26 protein-coding genes and 2 tRNA genes are annotated in these 23,580 nt (G+C 61.5%); 15 read left to right on the forward strand and 13 right to left on the reverse strand.

Features of this window, described 5'->3' with window-relative positions:
* The first annotated feature begins 283 nt into the window (after window positions 1–283).
* The 13 genes from ACHHTY_RS05600 (at window position 284) to ACHHTY_RS05660 (ending at window position 10,405) form a co-directional block, all read left to right on the forward strand.
* Window positions 284–652 (forward strand): hypothetical protein, encoded by a 369-nt coding sequence (locus ACHHTY_RS05600; RefSeq protein ID WP_395493118.1) that lies wholly within the window; start codon window positions 284–286, stop codon window positions 650–652.
* A 183-nt stretch (window positions 653–835) separates the two neighbouring features.
* Complete coding sequence (locus tag ACHHTY_RS05605; RefSeq protein WP_395493119.1) at window positions 836–1,144, forward strand: YbaB/EbfC family nucleoid-associated protein; 309 nt, start codon at window positions 836–838, stop codon at window positions 1,142–1,144.
* A 12-nt stretch (window positions 1,145–1,156) separates the two neighbouring features.
* Window positions 1,157–1,759, forward strand: a complete 603-nt coding sequence (gene recR / locus ACHHTY_RS05610) for a recombination mediator RecR (protein WP_395493120.1) — start codon at window positions 1,157–1,159, stop codon at window positions 1,757–1,759.
* Between the two features lie 539 nt (window positions 1,760–2,298).
* Window positions 2,299–2,373 (forward strand) — tRNA-Val (locus ACHHTY_RS05615).
* A gap of 163 nt (window positions 2,374–2,536) precedes the next feature.
* Complete coding sequence (gene thrS, locus ACHHTY_RS05620) at window positions 2,537–4,459, forward strand: threonine--tRNA ligase (protein WP_395493121.1); 1,923 nt, start codon at window positions 2,537–2,539, stop codon at window positions 4,457–4,459.
* A 215-nt stretch (window positions 4,460–4,674) separates the two neighbouring features.
* Complete coding sequence (gene infC, locus ACHHTY_RS05625; protein WP_395493166.1) at window positions 4,675–5,166, forward strand: translation initiation factor IF-3; 492 nt, start codon at window positions 4,675–4,677, stop codon at window positions 5,164–5,166.
* A 113-nt stretch (window positions 5,167–5,279) separates the two neighbouring features.
* A complete protein-coding gene (gene rpmI, locus ACHHTY_RS05630; RefSeq protein WP_395493122.1) occupies window positions 5,280–5,477 on the forward strand; it encodes a 50S ribosomal protein L35 in 198 nt (65 codons plus the stop codon).
* 11 nt (window positions 5,478–5,488) lie between these two features.
* The gene (gene rplT / locus ACHHTY_RS05635) at window positions 5,489–5,839 is read left to right on the forward strand and encodes a 50S ribosomal protein L20 (RefSeq protein ID WP_395493123.1); all 351 of its coding nucleotides are present in this window, start codon (window positions 5,489–5,491) and stop codon (window positions 5,837–5,839) included.
* Window positions 5,840–5,852: 13 nt separating this feature from the next.
* A complete protein-coding gene (gene pheS, locus ACHHTY_RS05640; RefSeq protein WP_395493124.1) occupies window positions 5,853–6,857 on the forward strand; it encodes a phenylalanine--tRNA ligase subunit alpha in 1,005 nt (334 codons plus the stop codon).
* Window positions 6,858–7,063: 206 nt separating this feature from the next.
* Window positions 7,064–9,505, forward strand: coding sequence for a phenylalanine--tRNA ligase subunit beta (pheT, locus tag ACHHTY_RS05645; RefSeq protein WP_395493125.1), 2,442 nt, complete (start codon window positions 7,064–7,066; stop codon window positions 9,503–9,505).
* 4 nt (window positions 9,506–9,509) lie between these two features.
* Entirely contained in the window at window positions 9,510–9,803 is a 294-nt protein-coding gene (locus ACHHTY_RS05650; protein ID WP_395493126.1) for an integration host factor subunit alpha, read from the forward strand.
* A 54-nt stretch (window positions 9,804–9,857) separates the two neighbouring features.
* Window positions 9,858–10,265: a MerR family transcriptional regulator gene (locus ACHHTY_RS05655; protein ID WP_395493127.1), complete on the forward strand. Its 408-nt coding sequence runs from the start codon at window positions 9,858–9,860 to the stop codon at window positions 10,263–10,265.
* A gap of 63 nt (window positions 10,266–10,328) precedes the next feature.
* A tRNA-Pro gene (locus tag ACHHTY_RS05660) sits at window positions 10,329–10,405 on the forward strand.
* On the opposite strand, the gene ACHHTY_RS05665 is transcribed toward ACHHTY_RS05660, so the two are convergent.
* From ACHHTY_RS05665 to ACHHTY_RS05715, 11 genes are all read right to left on the reverse strand, one after another.
* A complete protein-coding gene (locus ACHHTY_RS05665; RefSeq protein ID WP_395493128.1) occupies window positions 10,394–10,711 on the reverse strand; it encodes a DUF6647 family protein in 318 nt (105 codons plus the stop codon). The two genes, ACHHTY_RS05660 and ACHHTY_RS05665, sit on opposite strands and share 12 nt — an antisense overlap.
* Before the next feature lie 195 nt (window positions 10,712–10,906).
* Window positions 10,907–11,107, reverse strand: a complete 201-nt coding sequence (locus ACHHTY_RS05670) for a hypothetical protein (RefSeq protein ID WP_395493129.1) — start codon at window positions 11,105–11,107, stop codon at window positions 10,907–10,909.
* Window positions 11,108–11,119: 12 nt separating this feature from the next.
* Window positions 11,120–12,349 carry an NADH:ubiquinone reductase (Na(+)-transporting) subunit F gene (gene nqrF / locus ACHHTY_RS05675; protein ID WP_395493130.1) on the reverse strand — a complete coding sequence of 410 codons (1,230 nt, stop codon included), beginning with the start codon at window positions 12,347–12,349 and terminating at the stop codon, window positions 11,120–11,122.
* Between the two features lie 182 nt (window positions 12,350–12,531).
* Window positions 12,532–13,134 carry an NADH:ubiquinone reductase (Na(+)-transporting) subunit E gene (gene nqrE / locus ACHHTY_RS05680; protein WP_395493131.1) on the reverse strand — a complete coding sequence of 201 codons (603 nt, stop codon included), beginning with the start codon at window positions 13,132–13,134 and terminating at the stop codon, window positions 12,532–12,534.
* Between the two features lie 2 nt (window positions 13,135–13,136).
* Window positions 13,137–13,760 carry an NADH:ubiquinone reductase (Na(+)-transporting) subunit D gene (locus tag ACHHTY_RS05685; protein WP_395493132.1) on the reverse strand — a complete coding sequence of 208 codons (624 nt, stop codon included), beginning with the start codon at window positions 13,758–13,760 and terminating at the stop codon, window positions 13,137–13,139.
* Window positions 13,750–14,535: a Na(+)-translocating NADH-quinone reductase subunit C gene (locus tag ACHHTY_RS05690; RefSeq protein ID WP_395493133.1), complete on the reverse strand. Its 786-nt coding sequence runs from the start codon at window positions 14,533–14,535 to the stop codon at window positions 13,750–13,752. The genes ACHHTY_RS05685 and ACHHTY_RS05690 overlap by 11 nt, the downstream gene beginning before the upstream one ends.
* Complete coding sequence (locus ACHHTY_RS05695; protein WP_395493134.1) at window positions 14,528–15,745, reverse strand: NADH:ubiquinone reductase (Na(+)-transporting) subunit B; 1,218 nt, start codon at window positions 15,743–15,745, stop codon at window positions 14,528–14,530. The genes ACHHTY_RS05690 and ACHHTY_RS05695 overlap by 8 nt, the downstream gene beginning before the upstream one ends.
* Before the next feature lie 165 nt (window positions 15,746–15,910).
* Entirely contained in the window at window positions 15,911–17,281 is a 1,371-nt protein-coding gene (locus tag ACHHTY_RS05700; protein ID WP_395493135.1) for a Na(+)-translocating NADH-quinone reductase subunit A, read from the reverse strand.
* A gap of 1 nt (window position 17,282) precedes the next feature.
* The gene (locus tag ACHHTY_RS05705; RefSeq protein WP_395493136.1) at window positions 17,283–18,323 is read right to left on the reverse strand and encodes an FAD:protein FMN transferase; all 1,041 of its coding nucleotides are present in this window, start codon (window positions 18,321–18,323) and stop codon (window positions 17,283–17,285) included.
* Window positions 18,324–18,522: 199 nt separating this feature from the next.
* Window positions 18,523–19,005 carry a Spy/CpxP family protein refolding chaperone gene (locus tag ACHHTY_RS05710; protein ID WP_395493137.1) on the reverse strand — a complete coding sequence of 161 codons (483 nt, stop codon included), beginning with the start codon at window positions 19,003–19,005 and terminating at the stop codon, window positions 18,523–18,525.
* Window positions 19,006–19,154: 149 nt separating this feature from the next.
* Window positions 19,155–20,021, reverse strand: coding sequence for a DUF6515 family protein (locus tag ACHHTY_RS05715; RefSeq protein WP_395493138.1), 867 nt, complete (start codon window positions 20,019–20,021; stop codon window positions 19,155–19,157).
* A gap of 197 nt (window positions 20,022–20,218) precedes the next feature.
* On the opposite strand from ACHHTY_RS05715, the gene ACHHTY_RS05720 reads away from it, so the two are divergent.
* Both ACHHTY_RS05720 and ACHHTY_RS05725 read left to right on the forward strand, forming a co-directional pair.
* Window positions 20,219–21,667 (forward strand): ATP-binding protein, encoded by a 1,449-nt coding sequence (locus ACHHTY_RS05720; protein ID WP_395493139.1) that lies wholly within the window; start codon window positions 20,219–20,221, stop codon window positions 21,665–21,667.
* A gap of 118 nt (window positions 21,668–21,785) precedes the next feature.
* Window positions 21,786–22,451, forward strand: coding sequence for a response regulator (locus ACHHTY_RS05725; protein WP_395493140.1), 666 nt, complete (start codon window positions 21,786–21,788; stop codon window positions 22,449–22,451).
* A gap of 102 nt (window positions 22,452–22,553) precedes the next feature.
* Here the strand turns inward: ACHHTY_RS05725 and ACHHTY_RS05730 are convergent, their stop codons facing one another.
* The gene (locus tag ACHHTY_RS05730; protein ID WP_395493167.1) at window positions 22,554–22,700 is read right to left on the reverse strand and encodes a DUF3096 domain-containing protein; all 147 of its coding nucleotides are present in this window, start codon (window positions 22,698–22,700) and stop codon (window positions 22,554–22,556) included.
* 134 nt (window positions 22,701–22,834) lie between these two features.
* Window positions 22,835–23,161, reverse strand: a complete 327-nt coding sequence (locus ACHHTY_RS05735) for a DUF4156 domain-containing protein (RefSeq protein WP_395493141.1) — start codon at window positions 23,159–23,161, stop codon at window positions 22,835–22,837.
* Window positions 23,162–23,580 lie beyond the last annotated feature (419 nt).

Raw genomic sequence — 23,580 nt, forward strand, 5'->3', positions numbered from 1 at the left:
CCAGCACACCGGGCCTGAAGGGCCCCCGCCGGCCCCGGCGGGGCGTGAAGCTGTCGGCGCCGGCAAAAAACCGCCGCCATCCCGGTCGACAAAGCCTGAGCGCCGGGAACCGGTTGGCGGTTCTTCAGCCCCAAAGGCCGGCTCGGCCCCGGCCGGGGTTCGGTCGCCATCCTCGGCCGCTTCAAGCAGGCCGGCGGCATCCACCCCGGGCCCTGACGCCGCCCCGCCTGAAGCAGCAGCGGCCGCGGCCGGCGGGGAGCCCAAAGCGGCCCCGGGCCGGGATTTGCGGCCGGACTGGGATGGTTTTGTCAACTATGTCCGCCAGCGCAAGGTCTGGATGGCCCCGGTTCTCGATATGGCTGCCGGGGCGCGGGAAGAAGGCGGTGAACTGGTGGTGCGCTATGATGATCTGTCCGACTGCAAGCTGCTCGAGGAGCCGGAAAACAGTCGCCTGCTGACCGAGTTCGCCCAGGATTATTTCCAGCAGGAATTGACCATCCGCTTGCGGATCCGGGGCGGCGGGACCCTGGCGGTGGATGGCGAGGGGGTGCCCCAGGAAGAACGCCGGGCCCTGGCCAACGATCCCCTGGTTCAGACGGTGGTTGAGCTCTTCAACGGCGATATCGCCGGCATTCGCACCGCCAATAAGTAACTCCGGGTCGCCACCCCGACCCGGGGTTGGCCAAGCCTGTGCCGGCTCCGCCTTGTGGGGTCCGGTCCCCGCAAAGCCAAAAAATTCCGCCCTAAATCTTGGCGGTCGGCCAGCTCCCGCCCCGGCTTCGGATAACCGGCAGGACCGCCGGTTGAAGCCGACCAACGCAGAGGAGGTTTTTATATGGATATGAACCAGATTATGAGGCAGGCCCAGGAATTCCAGCAGAAAATGACCGCGCTGCAGGCCGAACTGGCCGAGCGCACGGTCTCTTCCAGCGTGGGTGGGGGCATGGTTCAGGCCACCGTCAACGGCCGCCACCAGTTGGTCGATCTCAGGATCGAAAAAGAGGTGATCAACCCCGATGATCCGGAGATGCTGCGCGACCTGGTGGTGGCGGCGGTCAACGACGCCATGAACCGGGCCCAGGAGATGATCAAGGTCGAGATGGGCAAGCTCACCGGCGGCATGAATATCCCCGGTCTTTTTTAAGCCGCGCTCCCGATGAATGTCATCCCTCCCGCTCTGGCCCGTCTGATTGCCGATTTGAGCCGCCTGCCCGGCATCGGCCGCAAGACGGCGACCCGGCTGGCCCTGCATCTGCTGCGCCGGCCGGCGGTGGAGGCCCGGGGCCTGGCCAAAAGCCTGACCGAACTGCACGAGCTGATCACCCTCTGCTCCACCTGCTTTGCCTTTTCCGAGGAGGATCCCTGCCAGATCTGCCGCAACCCCGGCCGGGACCCCGGCCTGGTCTGCGTGGTCGAGGAGCCGGGTGATCTCATCGCCATTGAAAAAACCTCCTGCTTCAAAGGCAAGTACCATATCCTCCACGGGGTCCTTTCGCCCATGGACGGCATCGGCCCCCAGGAGTTGAAACTGGACCTGCTGGTGGCGCGAATCCGCCGCGAGCAGGTCCGCGAAGTGCTGATCGCCACCAGCTCGACGGTCCCGGGGGAGGCCACCGCCGCCTACCTGATCCGCCACCTCCACGCCAACTGCAAGGTCCGGGTAACCCGCCTGGCCTACGGCATCCCCATGGGCATGGACATCAAGCACGCCGACGAGCTCACCCTGACCCGCGCCATCACCTCCCGCCAGGACCAGTAAACGTGCGGCAGCACCACATCTTTGGGCGATCGGCCCGGCTTGCGTACCGAAGTACGCGGCGCCGTTCCGCTTGCCCAAATCTGCGGCACTGCCGCACGTTTACTGGCCCTGGCTGGTTCAATCCTTCAAAACTGATTGTCCAGGTTGCTTGGTTTTTTCGCATAAATTCAAGTGATTACGCTATATTTAGCACTTATATATGCATAAACGACAATGAACGGTGCCGCCGCCGGCGCTTGCCCAAATCTGCGGCACTGCCGCACGTTTACCGGCCCTGGCTTGGCCGAACAACCAGCAAGCTATTGCTTGTTGGTCGGCTGGCGGGGGTTGATGGAGATTTCCCCGATTTCCCCTTGACAGCGAACCAGGTAATTGGTAATTCCTTTCCGTTTCAAAGCATCCCCATTCTCCAACCGGGGAAACCAGGTAAACTTGCGCCAGTGCCGCAGGTTCGGGCAAGCAGCCCCCGCGGCTATACTTCAGTATGCCGCGGGGGCTGATCGCCCGAAGATGCGGTGCTGGCGCAAGTTTACCAGAGCAGGCGCGTAGCTCAGTGGGAGAGCGCTACCTTGACACGGTAGAAGTCGGCGGTTCAATCCCGCCCGTGCCTACCAGTAACTCACCGGGGCTTCGCAAGGAATCCAGTTCGGCTGGAAACCGCCTTGCGAAGCTTCGTTTTTGTAGCCGTTCAGCATTGCTCCGGACCGGGGGCTTGTGGCCCCCGGGTCTGCCGCCGGTGCGGCGCGGCTGAACGTTTACCGGTTTTCACAGACGACCATGACTGAAATCACCCTGACCAACGCCGACCAGAGCCGAAACTTTCCCGCCGGGATCACCGCCGCCGAAGTCCTCAAGGAGATGTTCTCCAACAAGGTGCGCAAGCGGGCCCTGGCTTTGCGGGTGGGCGAGACCCTGGTGGACCTGGGCGCTCCCCTGGCCGCCGGCGGCGAGGTCAGTCCGGTGACCCCGGAAAGCCCCGAGGCCCTGGACCTGCTGCGCCACAGCGCCGCCCATGTTATGGCCGAGGCGGTGCTGGAACTCTTCGGCGAGGATGTCCAGGTCACCATCGGTCCGGCCACCGCCGACGGTTTTTATTACGATTTCGACCGCGACCAGCCCTTCACCCCGGAAGACCTCGAAAAAATCGAGGCCCGGATGGCGGAAATCGTCGCCGCCGACCGCCCCTTCACCCGCGAGGAAATGGACCGGGCCGCGGCCGTCGACTTTTTCCAGCGCCAGGGCCAGCGATACAAGGTGGAATTGCTCGCCGAGATCGAGGCCGACCGGGTTTCCCTCTATCGCCAGGGCAATTTCGTCGATCTCTGCCGGGGACCCCATCTGCCCTCCACCGGCTGGCTCAAGGCGGTCAAGCTGACCCGCCTGGCCGGCGCCTACTGGCGCGGCGATGAAAAGAACCGGATGCTGCAGCGGATCTACGGCACCGCCTTCTTCGACAAGAAGGAACTGCGAGCCTACCTCGAAAAACTGGAGGAGGCCAAGAAGCGCGACCACCGCAAGCTGGGCCGGGAGCTGGAGCTCTTCACCATCAACGACCAGATCGGGCCGGGCCTGATCCTCTGGCAGCCCAAGGGGGCGCTCTTGCGGCGGATCATCGAGGATTACTGGCGCGAGGAGCACTACCGCCACGGTTACGAGCTGCTTTACACCCCCCATATCGCCCGCCGCGAGTTGTGGGGGACCAGCGGCCATCTCGACTTTTACAGCGAAAACATGTACGCCCCCATGGAGGTCGAGGAGGTTCAGTACCAGCTCAAGCCGATGAACTGCCCCTTCCATATCGCCATCTACAAGAGCCGCAAGCGCAGCTACCGGGAATTTCCGGTGCGCTGGTGCGAGCTGGGCACGGTTTATCGCTTCGAGAAGACCGGCGCCCTGCACGGCCTGATGCGGGTCCGGGGCTTTACCCAGGATGACGCCCATATCTTTTGCCGGCCCGATCACCTGGAGGAGGAAATCTTCCGGATCCTCGATCTCAACCTGCATATTCTCAAGGCCTTCGGTTTTGCCGACTACGATATTTATCTTTCCACCCGGCCGGAGAAATACGTCGGCAGCGACGCCCACTGGGATCAGGCCACCGAGGCCCTGAAAATCGCCCTGGAAAAGAAAGGGCTGAGCTACAGCATCGACCCCGGCGAGGGGGTGTTCTACGGCCCCAAGATCGACATCAAAATCAAGGACGTGCTGGGCCGGGCCTGGCAGTGTTCCACCATCCAGGTGGATTTCAACCTGCCCGAGCGCTTCGCTCTGGGCTACACCGGAGATGACGGCGCCGAGCACCAGCCCATCATGATTCACCGGGCCCTGATGGGTTCGCTGGAACGCTTTTTCGGGGTGCTGATCGAGCATTACGCCGGGGCCTTCCCGGTCTGGCTGGCCCCGGTCCAGGCCCGGATCTGCAATATCACCGACGCTCAGCTCGCCTACGCTGAAAAAGTTTACGAAGAGCTGCGCCGGGCGGGGGTGCGGGTGGAGAAGGATATTCGCAACGAGAAGCTCAACTACAAGATCCGCGAAGCCCAGTTGCAGAAGATTCCCTACATGCTGATTGTCGGCGACAAGGAGGCGGAAAGCGGCCTGGTGACCGTCCGGCGCCGCGACGGCGAAAACCTGCCGCCGATGCCGGTGAGCGAATTCGCCGCCCTGGTGGCGGCCGCCAAAGGCGAGCGGAGCACTTAGCGCCCCAAAGAATTTATTGGCGCAATTCCCCGCGAGTATGGTATATATCCCCTTTTGTGTTGAAAAAGGTAAACGGAAAAGCCAGCGGGGCCAGGGCAGGCAGCCGGGCCGGCCCCAGGCGTTCCCGCCGTCGTATTATAGCCACTTGAAACAGGAGGCCGGGTATCATTAAGGGCAAAAGGAAGGATCCGGAGCAAAAAGAAGTCCGGGCGCGGATCAATCAGCAGATTCGCTGCGATGAAGTACGGCTCATCGATGCCGAGGGCAACCAGTTGGGCATCATGTCTCCACGGGAAGCCTTGTTCAAGGCGGAAGAGAGCGGGCTGGACCTGGTGGAGGTTTCTCCCACCGCCAAGCCGCCGGTTTGCCGGATCATGGATTACGGCAAATACCGCTATGAAATGAGCAAGAAGCAGCAGGAAGCCAAGAAAAAACAGGTGGTGGTCGAGGTCAAGGAGATCAAGCTGCGCCCCAAGACCGAAAAACACGACCTTGATTTCAAGGTTAAAAATATCAGGAAATTCCTCCAGCAGAAGAACAAGGTCAAGGTGACCCTGCGCTTCCGCGGCCGGGAAATAGTTTACGCCGACACCCTGGGGATCGAGACCCTCAACAAGGTGGCGGGAGAATTGACCGAAGACGGGGTCATCCTGCAGGCGCCCAAGATGGAAGGGCGGCAGATGACCATGCTGGTCGGTCCGAAATAGGTTCAAGGTCCAAGATTCAAGGGCCGGGGTGCAGGAAACGGGGCTGCAAGCGGGTGTTGTTATCCCCTTGCCCTTGATCCTTGTCCCTGGTCCTTAAAAAAAAGGAGCACGTCATGCCTAAGATGAAAACCAACCGGGGAGCGGCCAAGCGCTTCAAGTGCACGGGGACCGGCAAGGTGGCCCGGCGCAAAGCCTTCACCAGCCACATCCTCACCAAAAAATCAACGAAAAGAAAACGTTCGCTGCGGCAGGGAACCTTGGTGGATGCCACCAACGCTCCCGGCATCAAACGTTTGATTCCCTATCTGTAAGGAGAGCAGTCATGCCCAGGGTAGCCCGTGGTTTCAAGGCGCGTCGGCGCCGCAAAAGAATTCTCAAGCAGGCCAGCGGTTATGTCGGTGGTCGTAGTCGTCAGATCCGCAGCGCCTCCGAGGCGGTGGATCGCGCCTTGGTTTACGCCTATCGTGACCGGCGCCAGAAGAAGCGCGATTTCCGCAGCCTCTGGATCGTTCGGATCGGCGCCGCCGCCCACGAGCACGGCACCACCTACAGCCGTCTGATGGGCGGTCTGAAGAAAGCCGGAGTGGATCTCGACCGCAAGGTGCTGGCCAACCTGGCCATCATGGACCCGGCCGGTTTCGCCGCCGTGGTACAGTCTTCCCAGAGCAATTAAGGTTCACGCAAGGATGGAAGAGGAACTCCAGCGCTTGCGCGCCGAGGCCGAAGCGGCCCTGGCGGGAATTTCGCACCCGGATGGGCTCGAGCCCTTCCGGGTCGAATATTTGGGACGCAAGGGCCGTTTCACCACCCTGATGCGCGGCCTGGGCCAGGCTCCCGCCGACCAGCGGCCCCGGCTGGGCAAACTGGCCAACGAGATCAAGGCGACGCTGGAAAGCGCCTTCGCCGCCCGCCGGGAAGAACTGGCCGGCGGCCCGGCGGCGGCCCAGCGGCTCGATCCGTCCCTGCCCGGCCGGCGTTATCCCGCCGGGCGGCTCCATCCCGTTACCCAGGTCATGGCCGAGGTCTGCGCGATCTTTGTCGGCATGGGTTTCTCGGTGGCCGAAGGCCCGGACGTGGAAACCGATTTCTACAATTTCGAGGCCCTCAATATCCCGCCCCACCATCCGGCCCGGGCCATGCACGACACCTTTTACGTCGATGCAGGCTGCCTGCTCCGGACCCACACTTCGCCCATGCAGATCCGGGCCATGGAACAGGCCCAGCCGCCCCTGCGGATAATCGCCCCGGGCAAGGTTTACCGTTGCGATTCCGATATCACCCACACCCCGATGTTTAACCAGGTGGAGGGTTTTCTGGTCGACCGCAAGGTTTCCTTCGCCGATCTCAAGGGCGTGCTGTCGGTTTTCATCGCCCGGATGTTCGACGCCGCCACCCCCATCCGCTTCCGGCCCAGCTTCTTCCCCTTTACCGAGCCCAGCGCCGAGGTGGATATCGGCTGCGTGATCTGCGGCGGCAAGGGCTGCCGGGTCTGCAAGCAGACCGGCTGGCTCGAGATCCTGGGCGCCGGCCTGATCGATCCCGAAGTTTTCGCCAAGGTCGGCTACGACCCGGAGGAATACAGCGGCTTCGCCTTCGGCCTCGGCATCGAGCGGATTGCCATGCTGCGCTACGGGATCAACGATATCCGGCTTTTCTACGAAAACGACCTGCGCTTCCTGCGCCAGTTCTGATCCAGAAGACCAGAAGACAGAAGACAGAGGTCAGATTACGGAGGACGAAGGGCAGAGGTCGGTGGAGCGAGGACCAGGGATCGAGGATGAAGCCATAACACGAAAGTCGAAAGGGGAAATGCTGCGACCATTTTCCCGCCGGCGCGTCATGGCCGCCATCTTCTGTCCTCTGTCCTCTGTCCTCTGTCCTCTGTCCTCTGAAAACTATGAAATTTACTTATAACTGGTTGCGCGAATATGTGGCCGTCGAACTCCCCCCGGAGGAAATCGCCGCCCGCCTGACTTTGCTCGGGCTGGAGGTGGACGCGGTGGAGCCCCTTTATCCCGGCCTGGACGAGGTTGTAATCGCCCGGGTGGCGGCGGTGCGGCCCCATCCCAACGCCGACCGCCTGACCCTCTGCGAGGTCGAGGACGGCAGCACTGATTTGCGCCGGGTGGTTTGTGGGGCGCCCAATGTCCGGGCCGGCATGTTCGCGGCCCTGGTGGTGCCCGGCACCGTGCTGCCCGGCGGGCTGAAAATCCGCTCCAGCAAGATTCGCGGCGAGCTTTCCGAAGGCATGCTCTGTTCCGAGCAGGAACTGGGCCTGGCCCCCGAAGGGACGGTAAGCGGCGGGATCATGGATCTCGACCCGGCCGAATTTCCCGGCCTGCGGCCCGGAGCGCCCCTGCGCGAAGCCCTGGGGCTGGCCGACACCATGATCGAGGTGGACCTGACGCCCAATCGTCCCGATTGCACCGGGGTTATCGGCCTGGCCCGCGAGGTTGCCGGCTTCAGCGGCCTGCCGCTGACTAAGCCGGTTGCGGAAGCCCCCGAGCTGACCGCTGGCGAGCTGCCTTTCTCGGTGTCGGTGGAAGCGCCCGATTGCCATCGCTACGCGGCCCGGCTGCTCCGCGGGGTCCGCATCGCCCCGTCGCCCCGCTGGCTGCGCCAGCGCCTGCTGGCGGTGGGGTTGCGGCCCATCAATAACGTGGTCGATGTCACCAACCTGGTGATGATGGAATACGGCCAGCCCATGCACGCCTTTGATTTCGACCGCCTGGCCGGCGGCCGGATCCGGGTGCGCCGGGCCGCCCCCGGGGAGAAAATGACCACCCTGGACGGGGGCGAGCGCCAACTGGATCCGGAAATGCTGGTGATCGCCGATGCCGAAAAGGCGGTGGCCATTGCCGGGATCATGGGTGGCGCCAGCTCCGAGGTCAGCCCCGAGACCGTCAATATTCTCCTGGAAAGCGCCTGTTTCGAGGCCAAAAGCGTGCGACGCACGGCTGCCGCCCTGAAATTGGCCACCGACTCCTCCTACCGCTTTGAACGGGGCGTGGATCCCCAGGCCGCCCCCCTGGCCATGGAACGGGCCCTGCGGCTGATGCGGGAGTTGGCCGGCGGCGAGGTGGTGGCAGGCGGGATCGATTATCGCGAGGGAGTACCCGAGCCGCCGGTGCTGACCCTGCGCCTGGCCCGGATCAACGACCTGCTGGGAACCAGCCTTGATCTGGCCACGGTGGAAAAGGTCCTGGCCGGGATCGAGATCACCGGCGAGCGCCTCGATGAGCAGACCCTGCGCATCGTCCCGCCCTCGTTCCGGGTGGACCTGGAGCGGGAAATCGATTTGATCGAAGAAGTAGCCCGCCTGATCGGTTATGACCGGATTCCCACCAGCATGCCCCAGGTGGAGATGACCTTGCCGCCCCTGGATGCCGCTGCCGGCCGCCGGGAAAAGGCGCGGGCTCTGATGCTGGCCGCCGGTTGCTTTGAGGCCATAAATTACAGCTTTGTCAATCCGGCCCATGGTGAAGCCCTGGGCTTGCCCGACCACGATTCCCGCCGCCGCTCCCTGGCCCTGCTCAACCCCTTGAGCGAGGAACAGTGCGTGATGCGGACCACCCTGCTGCCGGGCCTGCTGGAAAATGCCCGCCACAACATCAATCACCAGTCCACCGACCTGCGGCTCTTTGAACTGGGCAAGGTTTTCTTCCCTGAGGGCGCTGAGCTGCCCCGGGAAGAGGAGCGGCTGGCCGCGGTCTTCAGCGGCCGCCGCCACCCCGGCGCCCCCCTGCTCTGGGAGGGCGAAACGCCGGTCGATTTTTATGACATCAAGGGCGCCCTGGAAGAACTGCTGGCCGGCCTGGCCTTCGACTGCCTGGAGCTGACCAGCGCCGCCGAGACACCCCCCTATGCCGAGCCGGGCTGTCACCTGGTGCTGACGGAGAGCAAGGGCGAGCAATCTTACGGGGAATGCGGAAAATTTAGCACTTCCGTATTAAAAGCATTTGGCATCAAGCAGGAAGTCTTTTATCTTGATATAAGCATGTCCCTGCTCAACGCTCTGGCCGCGGCCCGGCCGAGCTTCAGTTCCTTGCCCCGGTTCCCGGCGGTCAAGTGGGATCTGGCCATGCTGGTGCCGGAAGAGGTCGCGGCCGGGGATATGCTGGCGGCGATCCGCGAGGCCGGTGGCAAACTGCTGGATCGGGTAGAAATATTTGATGTTTATCGGGGTAAGAATATTGGGGGGGGGAGGAAAAGCGTCGCTTTTGCCATTCATTACCGCGATGCCGAACAGACCCTGAATGATAAAAAAGTGGGAGTGGTGCACGGCAGGATCATCGATCTGCTGGAGAAGCGCTTCCACGGTCAACTACGAGAGGCCTAGAAAGATGAACCGAGCAAACCTGACCCGCAAAGATCTGGCCAAGGCGATCAACGAAAAAATGGGCTTTTCGCAGCGCAGCGCCGCCGACCTGGTGGATATCGTTTTTGACCGCCTGAAGGAAACTCTGCTGGCCGAAGAGTCCATCAAACTGGTCCAGTTCGGCACCTTTAACGTGCGCCGTAAGTCTCCGCGCCAGGGCCGCAATCCCCGGACCGGCGATCCCATGGAAATCACCAAGCGCAGCATGATTTCCTTTCGCCCCAGCAAGATCGTCCGGGAGCGGATCAACGGCAAATAAGGCCGCTGCGGACCGGTGGAGCATCCAACCGCGAATTCTGCCGTGAGCTGATCCTTGAACAAGGAAACCGCAATACCAGACAAGCTTTATTTCAAGATCGGTGAAGTTTGCGATATCACCGGAGTCAAGCAGCACGTCCTGCGCTACTGGGAGTCGGAGTTTAAAATTCTCAGCCCCCAGCGGGCTCACTCCCGGCAACGTCTCTATCGCCGCGAAGATGTGGAAAATATCCTGCGGATCAAGCGGCTCCTCAAGGAGGAGGGTTTTACGATCAGCGGGGCCAAAAAGCTCCTGGCCGCCGAACGGCGCCGCCCCCGGCCGGCTCCGGAGCCTCCTTCCCCGGCCAAACCGGCGGCCGCCGCAACTCCTTCCGCCGCAGGCGACCAGGCTAAGGCCGCCACCATCTTCAGCGGGATCAAGGAAGAATTGCTGACCCTGAAGAAGATATTGGAGCAGCGCTGACCGATTCCTCCTTGACAGCGGCCCGCCGGGCCGGTAAATTCTCTTTTTCCTTGCACGGAATTTCGGGATGTAGCGCAGCCTGGTAGCGCACTTGAATGGGGTTCAAGGGGCCGGAGGTTCAAATCCTCTCATCCCGACCAGTACGCAAAATTGGGGTCAGACACCCATTTTTCTTCCCAAAAGAAAAATGGGTGTCTGACCCCAATTTTTTGTTCGTAGGCCAGGCGCTCGCGGGCCGCCGAGCACGGGTAAACCATGCCGGTGGCCTCCTGCACGTGGTGGACCAGTTCATGCAGCAGGGTGCTTTGGTTAAGCAGATCGTCGGGGCAGCATTCATCAGGCAAAAAAATAGTCTGCGTCTCGTCGTCGTAGAGCCCGCAGACATAGGCCTGAGTCGGTGGTTTGGCGCCATAGAAACGTTCCGCCAGGGCTTGCTGCGAAACCAATTAATGGCGGGTGGCGGCGGGGGCTCACAGCCGATTTGCAGGCAGATCCAGATCAAGAACCCCGAAATCAGTGCTTCCATGTCGCCCCCTCCCTCCTAAAATTGGGGTCAGACACCCATTTTTGCCACCCATTTTACTTTTAAAAAGCAATCATAGAGAAAAATGGGTGTCTGACCCCAATTTTCTCCAGAGGGCTTAGCTTTCATCGCGACCCGGCTTTTCTTTCCTGTAGGCGGTGGCGCAGGAAGAGCAGATTCTGCCGCCGTCTTTGTGGCAGATTCCGGTCAGCCCGTGGGGAGTATTGCGTAATCGCCGCCGGCAGTAGTTGAGCAGCAGGATAAAAAGCCCAACCACCAGGAGTGTGATGCCGAAGGTCAGTAAAAAAGTTTTGGTCATTGAATTCTGCCGTTAGTCGCCGAAATCATCAAAAAAGATATTCTCTCTCTCCACCCCTAGATCAGCCAGTATCTCAAGCAGAGACTTGACCATCGGCGTCGGCCCGCAGACATAATATTGGATATCTTCCGGAGCCTCGTGGTCTTTCAGGTAATTTTCGTACAATACCTTGGTAATATGGCCGACATGCCCATCCCATTCGCCATCGGGACAGGGCCGGGAGAGGGAGAGGTGAAAAGAAAAATTGGGAAACTCGCGGGCCAGCTCCTCAAACTCCTCCCGGTAAAAAACCTCCCGCAGGTTGCGGCCGCCGTACCAGAATGAAACCTTGCGCTTGGTTTTCCGGGCCTTGAACAATTCGAATATATGGCTGCGCAGCGGTGCCATGCCGGCTCCCGCCCCGATGTAGATCATCTCCTGCTCGCCCTCCTGGATAAAAAATTCGCCATATGGCCCGGAAACAGTGACCTCATCGCCGGGTTTCAGGTTGAAGATGTAGGATGAGGCCTTGCCCGGCGGCAGCCGGCTGGCCTCCTGTTCCGTCAGCGGCGGGGTGGCCAGCCGGACATTGAGCTTCAAGATCCCCTTCTCGCCCGGATAGTTGGCCATCGAGTAGGCCCGGGTAACCGGACTTTCAACCTCGGACTTGTACTGGAACAGACGAAACTTGGTCCAGTCGCCCATAAACCTTTCGTCAACCTCAAAACCGCTGTACTCCAAAACATGGGGCGGAATCTCGATCTGGATAAAACCACCGGGCTTGAAATCGACATCTTCCTCGGGCGGCAACCGCAACACCAGCTCTTTAATGAAAGTGGCGATCTGCTTATTGGATTCCACCACGCAATGCCATTTTCTGGCCTCCAGCATCTCGCCGGGGACCACGATCTCCAGGTCCCTTTTTACCGATACCATGCAGGAGAGGCGCACGCCCGCCCGGGCCTCTTTGGTGTTAATCAGGGAACGCTCGCTGGGCAGAATGGCGCCGCCGCCGCTTTTGACCGTAACCAGACACAGGCCGCAACTGCCTTTGCCGCCGCAGGCCGAAGAGAGAAAGATGCCGTGCTCGGCCAGGCTGCCCAGCAGCTTGCCGCCGGGTTTGGCGGCCAGCTTTTTTTCGCCGTTGACCAGGATGGTGACATCCCCGGCCGGCACCAGGTTTTTACGAGCCGCGACAATTACCCCGACCAGAAAGAACTGGATCGCCAGGTAGGAGATGATCGCGGTCAGAATCTCAGCCATGTTTCCTGCGTTTCTTGTTTCTTAACAGCCGACGAGGCAATTGATCACGGAACCCAACCGGAAGCAAGCGGTCACGGGGTGCCGCAGGTTGCGGCAAGCGGGACGGCGACGCGTACGCCAGTACGTGAGCCGGCCCGATCGCCGCAAGATGCGGTGCCCCCTGACCGCTTGCCCAGCGGGGCCTAAAAACCGGCAACCCCCATAAAGACCAGGGCCATCAAGCCGGCGGTGATAAAGGTGATTCCCAGCCCTTTTAAGCCGCTGGGGGGATCGGCATATTCCAGTTTTTCCCGGATGCCGGCCAGCAGCACCACCGCCAGCAGAAATCCCCCGCCGGCCCCCAGGCCGTAGGCAAAACTTTCGCCCAGGGAGTAATCCCGCTCCACCATAAAGAGACTGGCGCCCAGGATGGCGCAGTTGACCGTGAGCAGCGGGAGGAATATGCCCAGGGTGTTGTAGAGCGCCGGCACAAAACGATCCAGCACCATTTCTAGAATCTGCACCACGGCGGCAATGACCCCCACATAGACCAGAAGCCCCAGAAAAGTAAGATCTATCCCGCCTTGACCGGCCCAGGAGAGGGCGTCGGGCTTCAGCACCAGGTTCAGAATCAGGTTGTTGAGCGGCACGGTGATCGCCTGGATCACCACCACCGCCAGGCCCAGGCCCAGGGCGGATTTGACCTGCTTGGAGATGGCCAGAAAGGTGCACATTCCGAGAAAAAAGGAGAGAACCAGATTCTCGACAAAAAGCGCGGTAAAAAATATCTCGAAATAGTGGCCCATCTTCACTTCTCCAGTTGACTGGGGTAGATTTCACGCAGCAACCAGATCAACAGGGCGACCAGGAAAAAGGCGCTGGCCGGCAACAGCATCAAGCCGTTGGTTTCGTACCAGCCGCCCCGGATGGCGGGCTGGAGGATCGTGTAGCCAAACAGGGTCCCGGCTCCCAGCAGCTCACGCCAGAAGGCCACCGTCATCAGAATGAAGGAGTAGCCCAAACCGTTGCCGACCCCGTCAACGAAAGCCCTGCCCGGCGAGTTGCTCATGGCAAAGCCCTCGGCCCGGCCCATCACGATGCAGTTGGTGATAATCAGGCCGACATAGATCGACAGTTGGCGGGAAAGATCGTAGAAAAAGGCTTGCAGCACCTGATCTACCAGGATCACCAGGGTGGCGATAATCGTGATCTGGATTCCGATTCGCACGGTATTGGGAATCCGGTGGCGCAAAATACTGATAATGGCGCTGGCGCAGGCGGTTACCAGGGTAAGGGCGATCGACATGACCAGGGCGGTGGCCATGCTGCCGGTGACCGCCAGGGCCGAACAGATCCCCAAAACCAGCAGAGTGATGGGGTTGCGCTCAAAGATCGCCCGAAAAAAGAGTTCTCTTTTGCTTTCATCGCTCATCGTTGATTTCTCCAGCCCGGAGCCGTTCCAGGAAGGGTTGAAAGCCGTGTTCGCCGAACCAGAACTCCAACAACTTGCTGACCCCATCCAGGGTTCTGGTCGCCCCCGAGATCCCGTCGATCTGGTGAGCTCCAGCCTCGCCGGGCGGGGCCTGCCCTTTGATCACCCTTAAAGTAGGCTGATTTTGCCGGTCGTAGACCTGCTTGCCTTGCCAGCTTTCCTGCCAGGCCGGATTCTCGATCTCTCCACCCAGGCCGGGGGTCTCTCCGTGAAGGTAGAAAGTAACCCCGACCACCGTGTTAAAGTCATCAGCGAGGGCGATATAGGCATGCATCGTCGACCAGACTCCCCGGCCGCGGATGGGCAGCACCACCCGGTCGATCCTGCCGTTATCCCGGACCAGGTAGACCAGGGAGTATTTTTCCACTCTGCCCAGCCCGGCCAGGTCCTCCGGCCGGCTCAACTCCCGGCCGGTCTGGGGATCAAGGGCGGCCTCAAGCTGATTGAACTCTTCCGGATCGATCTCGGCGGCCGGAACAAAGGCCCCGTCAGCCAGCCTGACGATCCTGGTCTCGACCGCGGCCAGCATCGTTGCGAGGTCAGCTCCCGGCTCATAAAGATTGGCGGCCAGCAGGATATTTTTCTGGCGGTCAAGGAGCCGGTTGGCCTCCTGGCGATCCCGCAGTCCCACCGCCGTCCCGGCAACCAGGGCCGAACAGACCAAGGCCAGCAGCAGTACGATGGTAAAGGAGCCGATGGCGCTGTCTTTAGCCATATCGCGCGATCCTTCGGCTGATATTGGCCCGAATCACCAGATAATCAAGCGAGGGCGCGATGATGTTGCCCATCAGGATCGCCAGCATCACCCCCTCGGGGAAAGCCGGGTTAAGCACCCTGAAAAGAATGGTCAAAGCGCCGATGAAAAAGCCGTAGAACCATTTGCCCAGGTCGGTATGAGGAGCGGTGACCGGATCGGTGGCCATAAAAACCAGGCCCAGGGCAAAACCGCCCAGCACCAGGTGCCAGTGCGGCGGAACCTGGTGCCAGGGATTTTCCGGCGACGGAAAAAGCCAGAAGAGCATGCTGAAGCTCAAGGCGCCCAGCAGCATCGCGCCCATGATCCGCCAGGAGGCGATCCTGGTCAACAGCAGCAGGGCCGCTCCCACTAAGCAGGCCAGGGCCGAGGTTTCCCCCATCGAACCAGGGATGGTGCCGACAAAGGCGTCCCACCATTGATAATCGAGACCGGCCAGCGGGTCGGCGGCCACCGGAGCAGCGGCCAGAACCGCCAGCGGCGAGGCACTGCTGAAGCCATCGACGGCGATCCAGGCCTCTTCCCCGGTCATCCCGATCGGGTAGGCAAAGAAGAGAAAGGCCCGGGCCACCAGGGCCGGATTCATAAAGTTGCGCCCAACTCCGCCAAAAACCTCCTTGGCAAAAACCACCCCGAAGCTCATTCCCACCGCGACCTGCCAGAGGGGGATGGTGGGCGGCAGAGTCAGGGGCAGCAGCAGACTGGTAACCATCAGACCCTCGGACATCTGGTGGCCGCGCACGACATTGAACAGGCTCTCCCAGAAACCGCCAACCGCCACGCAGACCAGGTAGATCGGCAGGAAATAAAGAGCGCCGTGCATCAGGTTGGCCGTCAGGCTGGACGGCGAAAGGCCGGTGGTGGCGGCCAGAACCGCGCCGCGCCAGCCCGGCACCGAGCTGACCCCCAGGTTCTGCAGAACCAGGTTGGCTTGATAGCCGGTGTTCCAGAGGGCCATGACCACGCAGGGGATCAGGGCGATGATTACCACCAGCATAATGCGTTTCAAACAGATGGCGTCGCGGACATGGGGAGCGCCGGCGGTGGTCTGGCTGCTGCCGGAAAGAAAAGAGTCCACCGCCTCAAAAAGCGGGTACCAGCGCTCCAGGCGACCGCCTTTGCTGAAGTGGGGCTCCAGGGAGTGAATATATGCCGCCAGTCTCCCGATCATATTAATTATACCGCCCTTTTCTCATACCATTCGGAGTAATCGTGCCCGGGGTGCCGCAGGTTGCGGCAAGCGGGCCGGCGATGCGTGATCGGGGACAGATTTCAAATCTGTCCCCTTGTGAGCCGTCCCGATCGCCGCAAGATGCGGTGCCCCGGGCACGATTACCTACCAGCCCTCTTCCTCGATCCTGGTCAGGATCTCGCGCAGCATGGGGCCGAAATCGTTTTTGCCGGGACAGACAAAACTGCAGAGGGCCAGATCTTCTTCGATCAGCTCCAGGCAGCCAAGCTCCACCCCCTTCTCGGTGTTGCCGCTGGCCACGCACTGCAAAAGCGCCGTGACCACGAAATCAAGCGGCACCACCTGTTCATAGGTGCCCAAAGGAAAGATGGCCCGAGGGCCGCCCCACTGGGCGGTCTTCATCGCCAAGCGGCCGCCGCCGGCTTTAAACCTGGTCAGAGCCGAAAGAAAAACCGGAAGCAGGGAAAAACGATCACTTCCCGGCCACAGCCAACTGAAAAGGCCGCTGCCGGAATCCTCCGCCAGGGCACTGACCTGGTGGTGATAACGCCCCAGGTATTTGAAGTTGCCGCTCGCCGACCGCCCATCCAGCACCGAACCGGAAAGCAGCCGGACTTCACCTTTGGCGCCGGTCAAATTTTCTTCCCGCAGCTCTTGGGCGCAGAGCTCATCGATCGCCGCTCCCGGCCGGGTCCGGAGCAGCCGGGGATTTTTGACCTTCGGCCCGGCCAGGGCAATCGTTTTGGTGGTCGGCAGCCGGCCGGTGCGGAAAAGGTGCCCGACGGCGATCACCTCCTGATATTCAATCTGCCAGACTCTTTTGCCGCCGGGCCCCACCGGATCAAGCAGATGGATATGGGTGGAGGGCAACCCGGCCGGGTGCGGTCCCTGAAAACGAACCGTGCTGACGCCGTCCAGTTCCTGACCGGGCAGATCAGCGGCGGCCGCGCACAAAAACAGCTTGGGAACCAGCGTTTGCAGAATTTTAAGGCCAAGGCGGAACTCCTCGGCGGCCTCGGCGATGATCAGGGCCGGATCGGCCGCCAGGGGTCGGGTATCGATGGCGGTGACAAACAGCGATGACGGTTTCCCGTCGATCGCCGCCACCTTGCCGAACGGCCTGGTCCTGATCCCGGCCCAAAGCCCGGATTCGATCAGGATCTCCTGAATCGCCGCCGCCGACCCGCTTTTGCCTGCCACCGCGAAGGAGAGCTGATCGTCGACCGCCGCCCGGATCACCAGCGACTCAAAACGGCGGCGCGGCCCGCGGTTGATGGCCACCACTTCGCCGCCAAGAGGCGCGGTAAAATTAACCCCGGGATTCTTTTTGTCGGTAAAAAGCAGTTGGCCGGCGGCCACCCGGTCGCCAACCTTGACCTCCATCGCGGGACGCAGGCCGGCATAGTCGTCGCCCAGCAGGGCCACATGCTCAACCCGGCCGCCGGTTTCGATCACCGGGCGGGGAGCCCCGCTGATCGGAATATCAAGCCCTTTTTTTAGAATAAACGATTGCATTTCAGGCCGGAAATCCGGGAGTTCTGCTCACTGTCAGATCCTTGCCGACAAAATAGCCCTCGCAACCGGGGAACCGGGTCAGCAGTTCGCTTCCTTCCCCCGGACCCAAAACCATGCAAGCGGTGGCCAGAGCGTCGGCCAGGGCGGCATCGGGAGCGGTTACCGTGCAACTGGCCAGTTCCTGAGCGGAAAACCCGACCCGGGGATCAATAATATGATGGTGGCGAAAATCGGGACTGAAATAGTGGAAATAATCCCCGGAAGTAGCCACCGCCATGGTGTCGGCCGCGACCACCGCCATCTTCGCGGCCGGTCCGGAACGGGGGGGCCTGAGCCCGATCCGCCAGGGCTCGCCGCCGGCCTTGCCGCCTCTTACCGCCAGGTCGCCGCCGGCCTCAACATAAACCTGATTGCAGCCATGCTCGACCAGTGCGGCCACTCCCTGATCGACGATGTAACCCTTGCCGATCCCATCCAGGGTAACGCTCATCCCCGGCCGGGCCAGGGTTACCCGTCGCCCGTCCACGCGCAGAGCCCGGTGGTCAACGGCCCGGCGGGCCTCTTCCGGCGGCTCAGGCAGGGTAAACAGCTTTGCTGCATCGGCCGCCGCGCCCTGTTGCTCATAATGATCGAGCAGGGGCAGCATGGTAACGTCAAAGGCGCCGTCACTTTTGGCGCTTACCAGGGCCGCCGTCTGCAGGATGGCCAGCAGCTCGGGGCCGGCTTCTTCCAGGTGGCCGGTGCGATTAAGGCGGGAAACCTCGCTGGTCGGCCGGTAGCGGCTCAACTTCTCCTCCAGGCTTTCCATCCGGGCAAAAGTTGCCCCGACCGCGGCTTCAAGCTGGTCCCGGTCCCGGCCGTAAACGCTCAGGTTCACCTCGGTACCCAACAAAATCCGGCTACGCCTGACCACCTGCAAGCCGGTATCGTTATTGGTGGAAAACCAACGCAGCAGGCCGAACCCGCCAACTCCGGCCAGAGCCATAATCTGCAACACGGTCCGGCGCTTGATGCCTTTCTTTCTATAACCGACGTCAATCATGAAAATTATCACCTGGCGCTTGAATTTGCCTGAGTAAAAAGGGGGCCTTAATTTCCGGCACCATATGAATGCTATATGATCCGCTCTTTTCTGGCAAGCCGTCTCCCTCCGGGCCAACAAAATTGGGGTCAGACACCCATTTTTAGCGAAGAAAAATGGGTGTCTGACCCCAATTTTTGCGCTGAGTTTAGCGGCGTGATTATTGCGGGGCGCGGGGGCGGCGCTCCCGCTGGTCCCGGTTGCGCTTCTGGTCGGCCAGGAGCTGTTGTTCGGGGGTCAGTACGGCGCGGATCTGGTGACCGATCCGCGCCTGTTCCACCAGCAGTCCGGCCCTGGTTTCGGCCTGGCGGGCGGCGATGGCCCGGGCCGCGCTTTCATCGAAGGCCTCGGCTTGCACCAGTTGGCGCATTTCCCGACGCTCCTCGCCGAGATTCCGGTACAGCGGTTTGACCTCCTGCCGGTGCGCCGCCTTGAGCTCCCGGATTTGGCTCTGCTGTTTGCTGCTCAGTTCGAGGTCGCGGGCCAGGCGGGCGAAGTGCCGGTTCCCCGAATTATCTCGCGTTTCACTGTACTTGTGCTTGATTTGCCGTGGCGATTCGCTGCGGTCGGCCGGGGCGGCCAGGGCAGGGCCGGCGGCGAGGGCGATGGTCAGAGCGGCAACGGCGAGCAGATTCTTTTTCATGGTATGCTCCTGAAGTTTGATGGTTGGTCGTCGCTAAAGACGGTGGTTGATGCTGCCAAGGGTCGATTAAGTCCAGCGCAACGGCAAGTTGACGCATGTTTTCCGTCACCGACCTCCTCGGGCCGGTGACGGTGGCCTCCAGTCCCGGCTCAGCCGGTGGCCAGGGTTCGGGTGTATTGGCTCATGACCCAGCCGGTTCCGCCGCCGGGCAGCAGCACCTGGTACCAGCCCGGAGTCTGGCCGATCACCGTCAGATGCTGACCCCGCCAGGTCTGGCCGATCACCGCGAACTGGGTGCCGGGACCGCTGCGCAAATTGAGGGTCGAAACCCAGACCTTGACCACCTGGCTGTAAACCGGGGCCGGGTAGTAGCGGGGCGCCTCAACCACGATGTAGCCCCGGGGGCCCGGCCGGTAATAAACATCGTCGTAGCGGAAGTAAGCCACGCCGCCGATGGAAACGCGGACCGAAAGGCCGGGCAGGGCGGGCACCACGGCGCCCACCGGCGGCCGCACCACCACGTAGCCGCCGGGACCGTGGGTGTAAAAGCGGTGGTTGTGCACATAATAATGCCGGTTTTTAACCACCACCTTGCGATGCCCCGGAGGCAGTTGGCGCACCACCGTCACCGGTTGTTGCTGCCGGTATTGGCCCGACGGGCGGGTTTGTTGGGGCTGGCGATATTGACTTCCCGGGCGGCTCTGTTGCTGCTGCTGGTATTGCCCGGAAGGGCGGCTTGGTTGTTGTTGCTGGTATTGCCCGGAAGGGCGGTTCTGCTGTTGCTGGCGATATTGCCCGGGGGGGGTGGCCTGCTGCTGGCGGCGTGATTGCCCCGGCGGGGTTCTCTGGCCGCCCCGCGCCTGTTCCTGCTGGCGCACATCCGCCTGGCCGCGATTGCGGTCCCCGCCGAGCTCGGCCCAGGCCGGCCCGCTGCCGGTCAGCAGCAATCCCGACGTCACCAGCGCCACCAGCATAATTTTCCCCAGCCTCGGTAGGGACAGAGCGATGGTTTTCATGATGTCCTCCTGCATTTTTGGTTTATGATGGCCAGGTCCGGAATCTCATCCTGTTAGTTAATGAATAACCGGCGAATGTGGCGCAAATATGGAAGAAATGTGAAAGTTTGCCCCGTCCGGCCGCGGCCGGTTTTTTTCCCCGGCAATTCATGGTATGAGAAGACTCCCGGTTTCCTCTCCCCCCGTGAGGCCCCCTGATGCGGATCGGAATCAAATACCGGCTCTTTCTGGCCATGTTTGCCGCCACCGCGGCGGTGGTGCTCTGCATGTGGCTGATCATGCAGTGGAGCATCGACCGGGGCTTTCTGCGCTATGTCAACACCATCGAACAGCAGCGGCTGGTATCCCTGGCCGGCGAGCTGGAACAGGTTTACGCCGAACAGGGCGACTGGGATTTTCTCCGCCGGGACCAGGCTTCCTGGCTGCAACTCCTGGTTCACACCCTGCCCACCGATACCGCCGACCCTGAACAGGCCCGCCGCCTGGAAAGACGCCTGGAGCGCCTGATCGCCCGGGAGAACCAGGCCGAGGAGGGGCGCGAAACCCCCGGCACCTGGCGCTTCGAGCGCCGGGTCGTGGTGCTCGATGCCGACCGGGGAGTGGTTGTTTCCCCCCGGGGCGTCGAGGGCTACGCGGCGATCGAGTTGCAACCGCTGCGGCGGGGGGCGGAAACCGTCGGCTACCTGGGCCTGGTCCCCCGCACCAGGACCTATGACAGCCACCAGTTCCAGTTCGTCCGTCAGCAGAAACTGGCCCTGGCTTTAATTGCCGGGGCGGCCCTGCTGATCTCGACCCTGATCGCCTTGCCCCTGGCCAGCCGCCTGGTGCGCCCCATCCGCAACCTGGCCGCCGCCACCCACCGGCTCAGCGCCGGGGCCTATGACACCCGGGTGCCGGTCCACGACACTGACGAGCTGGGCCAACTGGCTCGTGATTTCAACAATATGGCTCTGGTGCTGGAGAAAAACGAGCAGGACCGGCGTCAATGGGTGGCCGATATCTCCCACGAACTGCGCACTCCCCTGGCGGTGCTGCGGGGCGAGATCGAGGCCCTGCAGGACGGCGTTCGCTCCACCACTCCCGCGGCCCTTCATTCATTGCATGCTGAAGTTCTGCGACTGGGTCGGCTGGTGGACGACCTCTACCAGCTTTCGCTCTCCGACCTGGGCGCTTTGACCTATCGCAAGCAGGAGTTGGATCTGACCGCGACCATCAGGGAAGCAGTGGCCCAGTACGAATCCCCTTACCTGGCCAAGGGCATCACCCTGGCCGCCGAGCTGGCCGCCGCCCCGCCGGTCCCAATGGTCGGCGACCCGGAACGGCTGCACCAACTCTTCGCCAATCTGCTGGATAATTCCCTGAAGTACACCGATAGCGGGGGCCGGGTGGAATTGAGCCTGGAGCCCGGCCCCGGCCTGGCCGTGATCCACCTGCGGGACAGCGCGCCCGGCGTTCCTCCGGCGGAACTGGAACGAATCTTCCAGCGCCTCTACCGGCTGGAGGGCTCCCGCCGGCGGGCCACCGGCGGGGCCGGTCTCGGCCTGGCCATTTGCCGCAACATTGTCGCAGCCCACGAGGGCCTGATCACGGCCCGGGTTTCGCCCCTGGGAGGCCTGTGGATAACCATAGAACTGCCGGTAGAATAAAATTGGGGTCAGACACCCATTTTTTATGGCAGATGCCTAGCATTTTAAGCTCGCCTTACATAAAAAATGGGTGTCTGACCCCAATTTTGCCTGGGGCCCCAATTTTGAGAGAACAGGAATGAGTGCTACGATTCTGATCGTCGAGGATGAACCCAAACTCGCCGCCCTGCTTGAGGATTATCTCAGCCAGGCGAGTTTTGCCGTGGCTCGGCTGGACCATGGTTTGGCGGTGGTTCCCTGGGTGCGGGAGCACGAGCCCGAGCTGATCTTGCTGGATTTGATGCTGCCGGGCAAGGATGGTTTGGAGATCTGCAAGGAGGTTCGCGTTTTTTCGGCGGTGCCGATCATAATGATCACCGCCCGGGTGGAAGAGATCGACCGCCTGCTGGGCCTGGAGCTGGGGGCCGATGACTATATCTGCAAGCCCTTCAGCCCCCGGGAGGTGGTGGCCCGGGTCAAGGCGGTGCTGCGGCGGGCGGCCGGGCGGCCGGCCCCGGCCACGGGGCTGGTGTTGGATGAATCACGCTACAAGGCCACTTTGCATGGCAAGGCCCTGGACCTTACGGCGGTAGAGTTCAACCTGCTGCAAATCCTCAGCGCCCGGCCCGGCCGAATCTACAGCCGCTCCCAACTGATGGACGGGATCTACGTCGACCAGCGGGTGGTCGGCGATCGGACCATCGACAGCCATATCAAGAAACTGCGCAAAAAAATCGCCGCTGTCGCCCCGGAGCAGGAACTGATCCACTCGGTTTACGGGGTCGGCTACAAGTACGAAGAATGACGGAAAATTGGGGTCAGACACCCATTTTTTATGGCTGCTGACTAGCAGAATCCATCAGCCTTAAAATAAAAAATGGGTGTCTGACCCCAATTTTCACATTGTTCAACCATGCATGAAATTCGGGCCCAAAAGGCCGAGCACGCCGATAAGGATCAGGTAGATCGCGACGATATAGTTCAGCAGCCGGGGCACCAGCAGGATCAGAATGCCGGCGATAAGGGAAACCACTGGAGTAAGACTTACCATCATGCTCATGTTCAGCTCCTTTTTGGAATAAATTGAGGTCACGTAAATTGGGGTCAGACACCCATTTTTTATGGCTGCTGCCAGCAGTTTGAACTAGCCTTAAAATAAAAAATGGGTGTCTGACCCCAATTTATTGATTAGCGGGGCATGCAGCGGTAGATGGCGAAAGTCTGCTTGCCATCTTCCACCGGGCCCATCGGTACCACCGTGTCGCCGCCCACGTCGGCGGCGCTGTTGCGGGCCAGGACGTTAAGTTCTTCCTGGACCTTGCGGGGGCTGCGCTCGATGCCGGCCACCCGGGCCAGCAACGATACGGTGGTCTGGCCCACCCTCTCGCACTTGACCACTTCCTCGGCCGTCAGCACCCGCACCTTTTCCCCCTGCACCGTGGGCTTGACCCAGGTACAGGCCCCGAGCAACAGGACCGCCGCGATAACCACTCCTGCCGTTAGTGCCAGTCTCATCGCATCATTCCTCCTTTATTCCGGGACGTCGCCGCCAACCGCAATTCCTTGCGCCTTGCCGGCAAGATAGGCTGTCTCTGACCTTTTGCCGGCGGCAATAAAACGATTGTCTCACCACCTGACCACTTAATTCTTGTAATGCGATGCGGCCGGGGCTGTCAACCATATATGGCCGACCCCGGGTTCCGACAAGGTCTGGTCCTGCATCGGCGGCGAGCGGCAGCCGATGGGGACGTTCCGCGAGATCTACTCGATTATCCGTACCAGATGCCCGGCAAACCCGGCATGCCTGTCTTTTTTATTTTAAAATATCGTATATCTCAATAGTTAGTCCAGAAGGAAAATGGCCTGACTTGGCCGCTGTCGATCCCCGGACTTGATTTTGGCGCATCTATCTGATAGGCTAAGGTCCTTGCATT

Origin of the sequence: Desulfurivibrio nitratireducens, assembly GCF_044068515.1 — a bacterium.
Taxonomy (GTDB): domain Bacteria; phylum Desulfobacterota; class Desulfobulbia; order Desulfobulbales; family Desulfurivibrionaceae; genus Desulfurivibrio.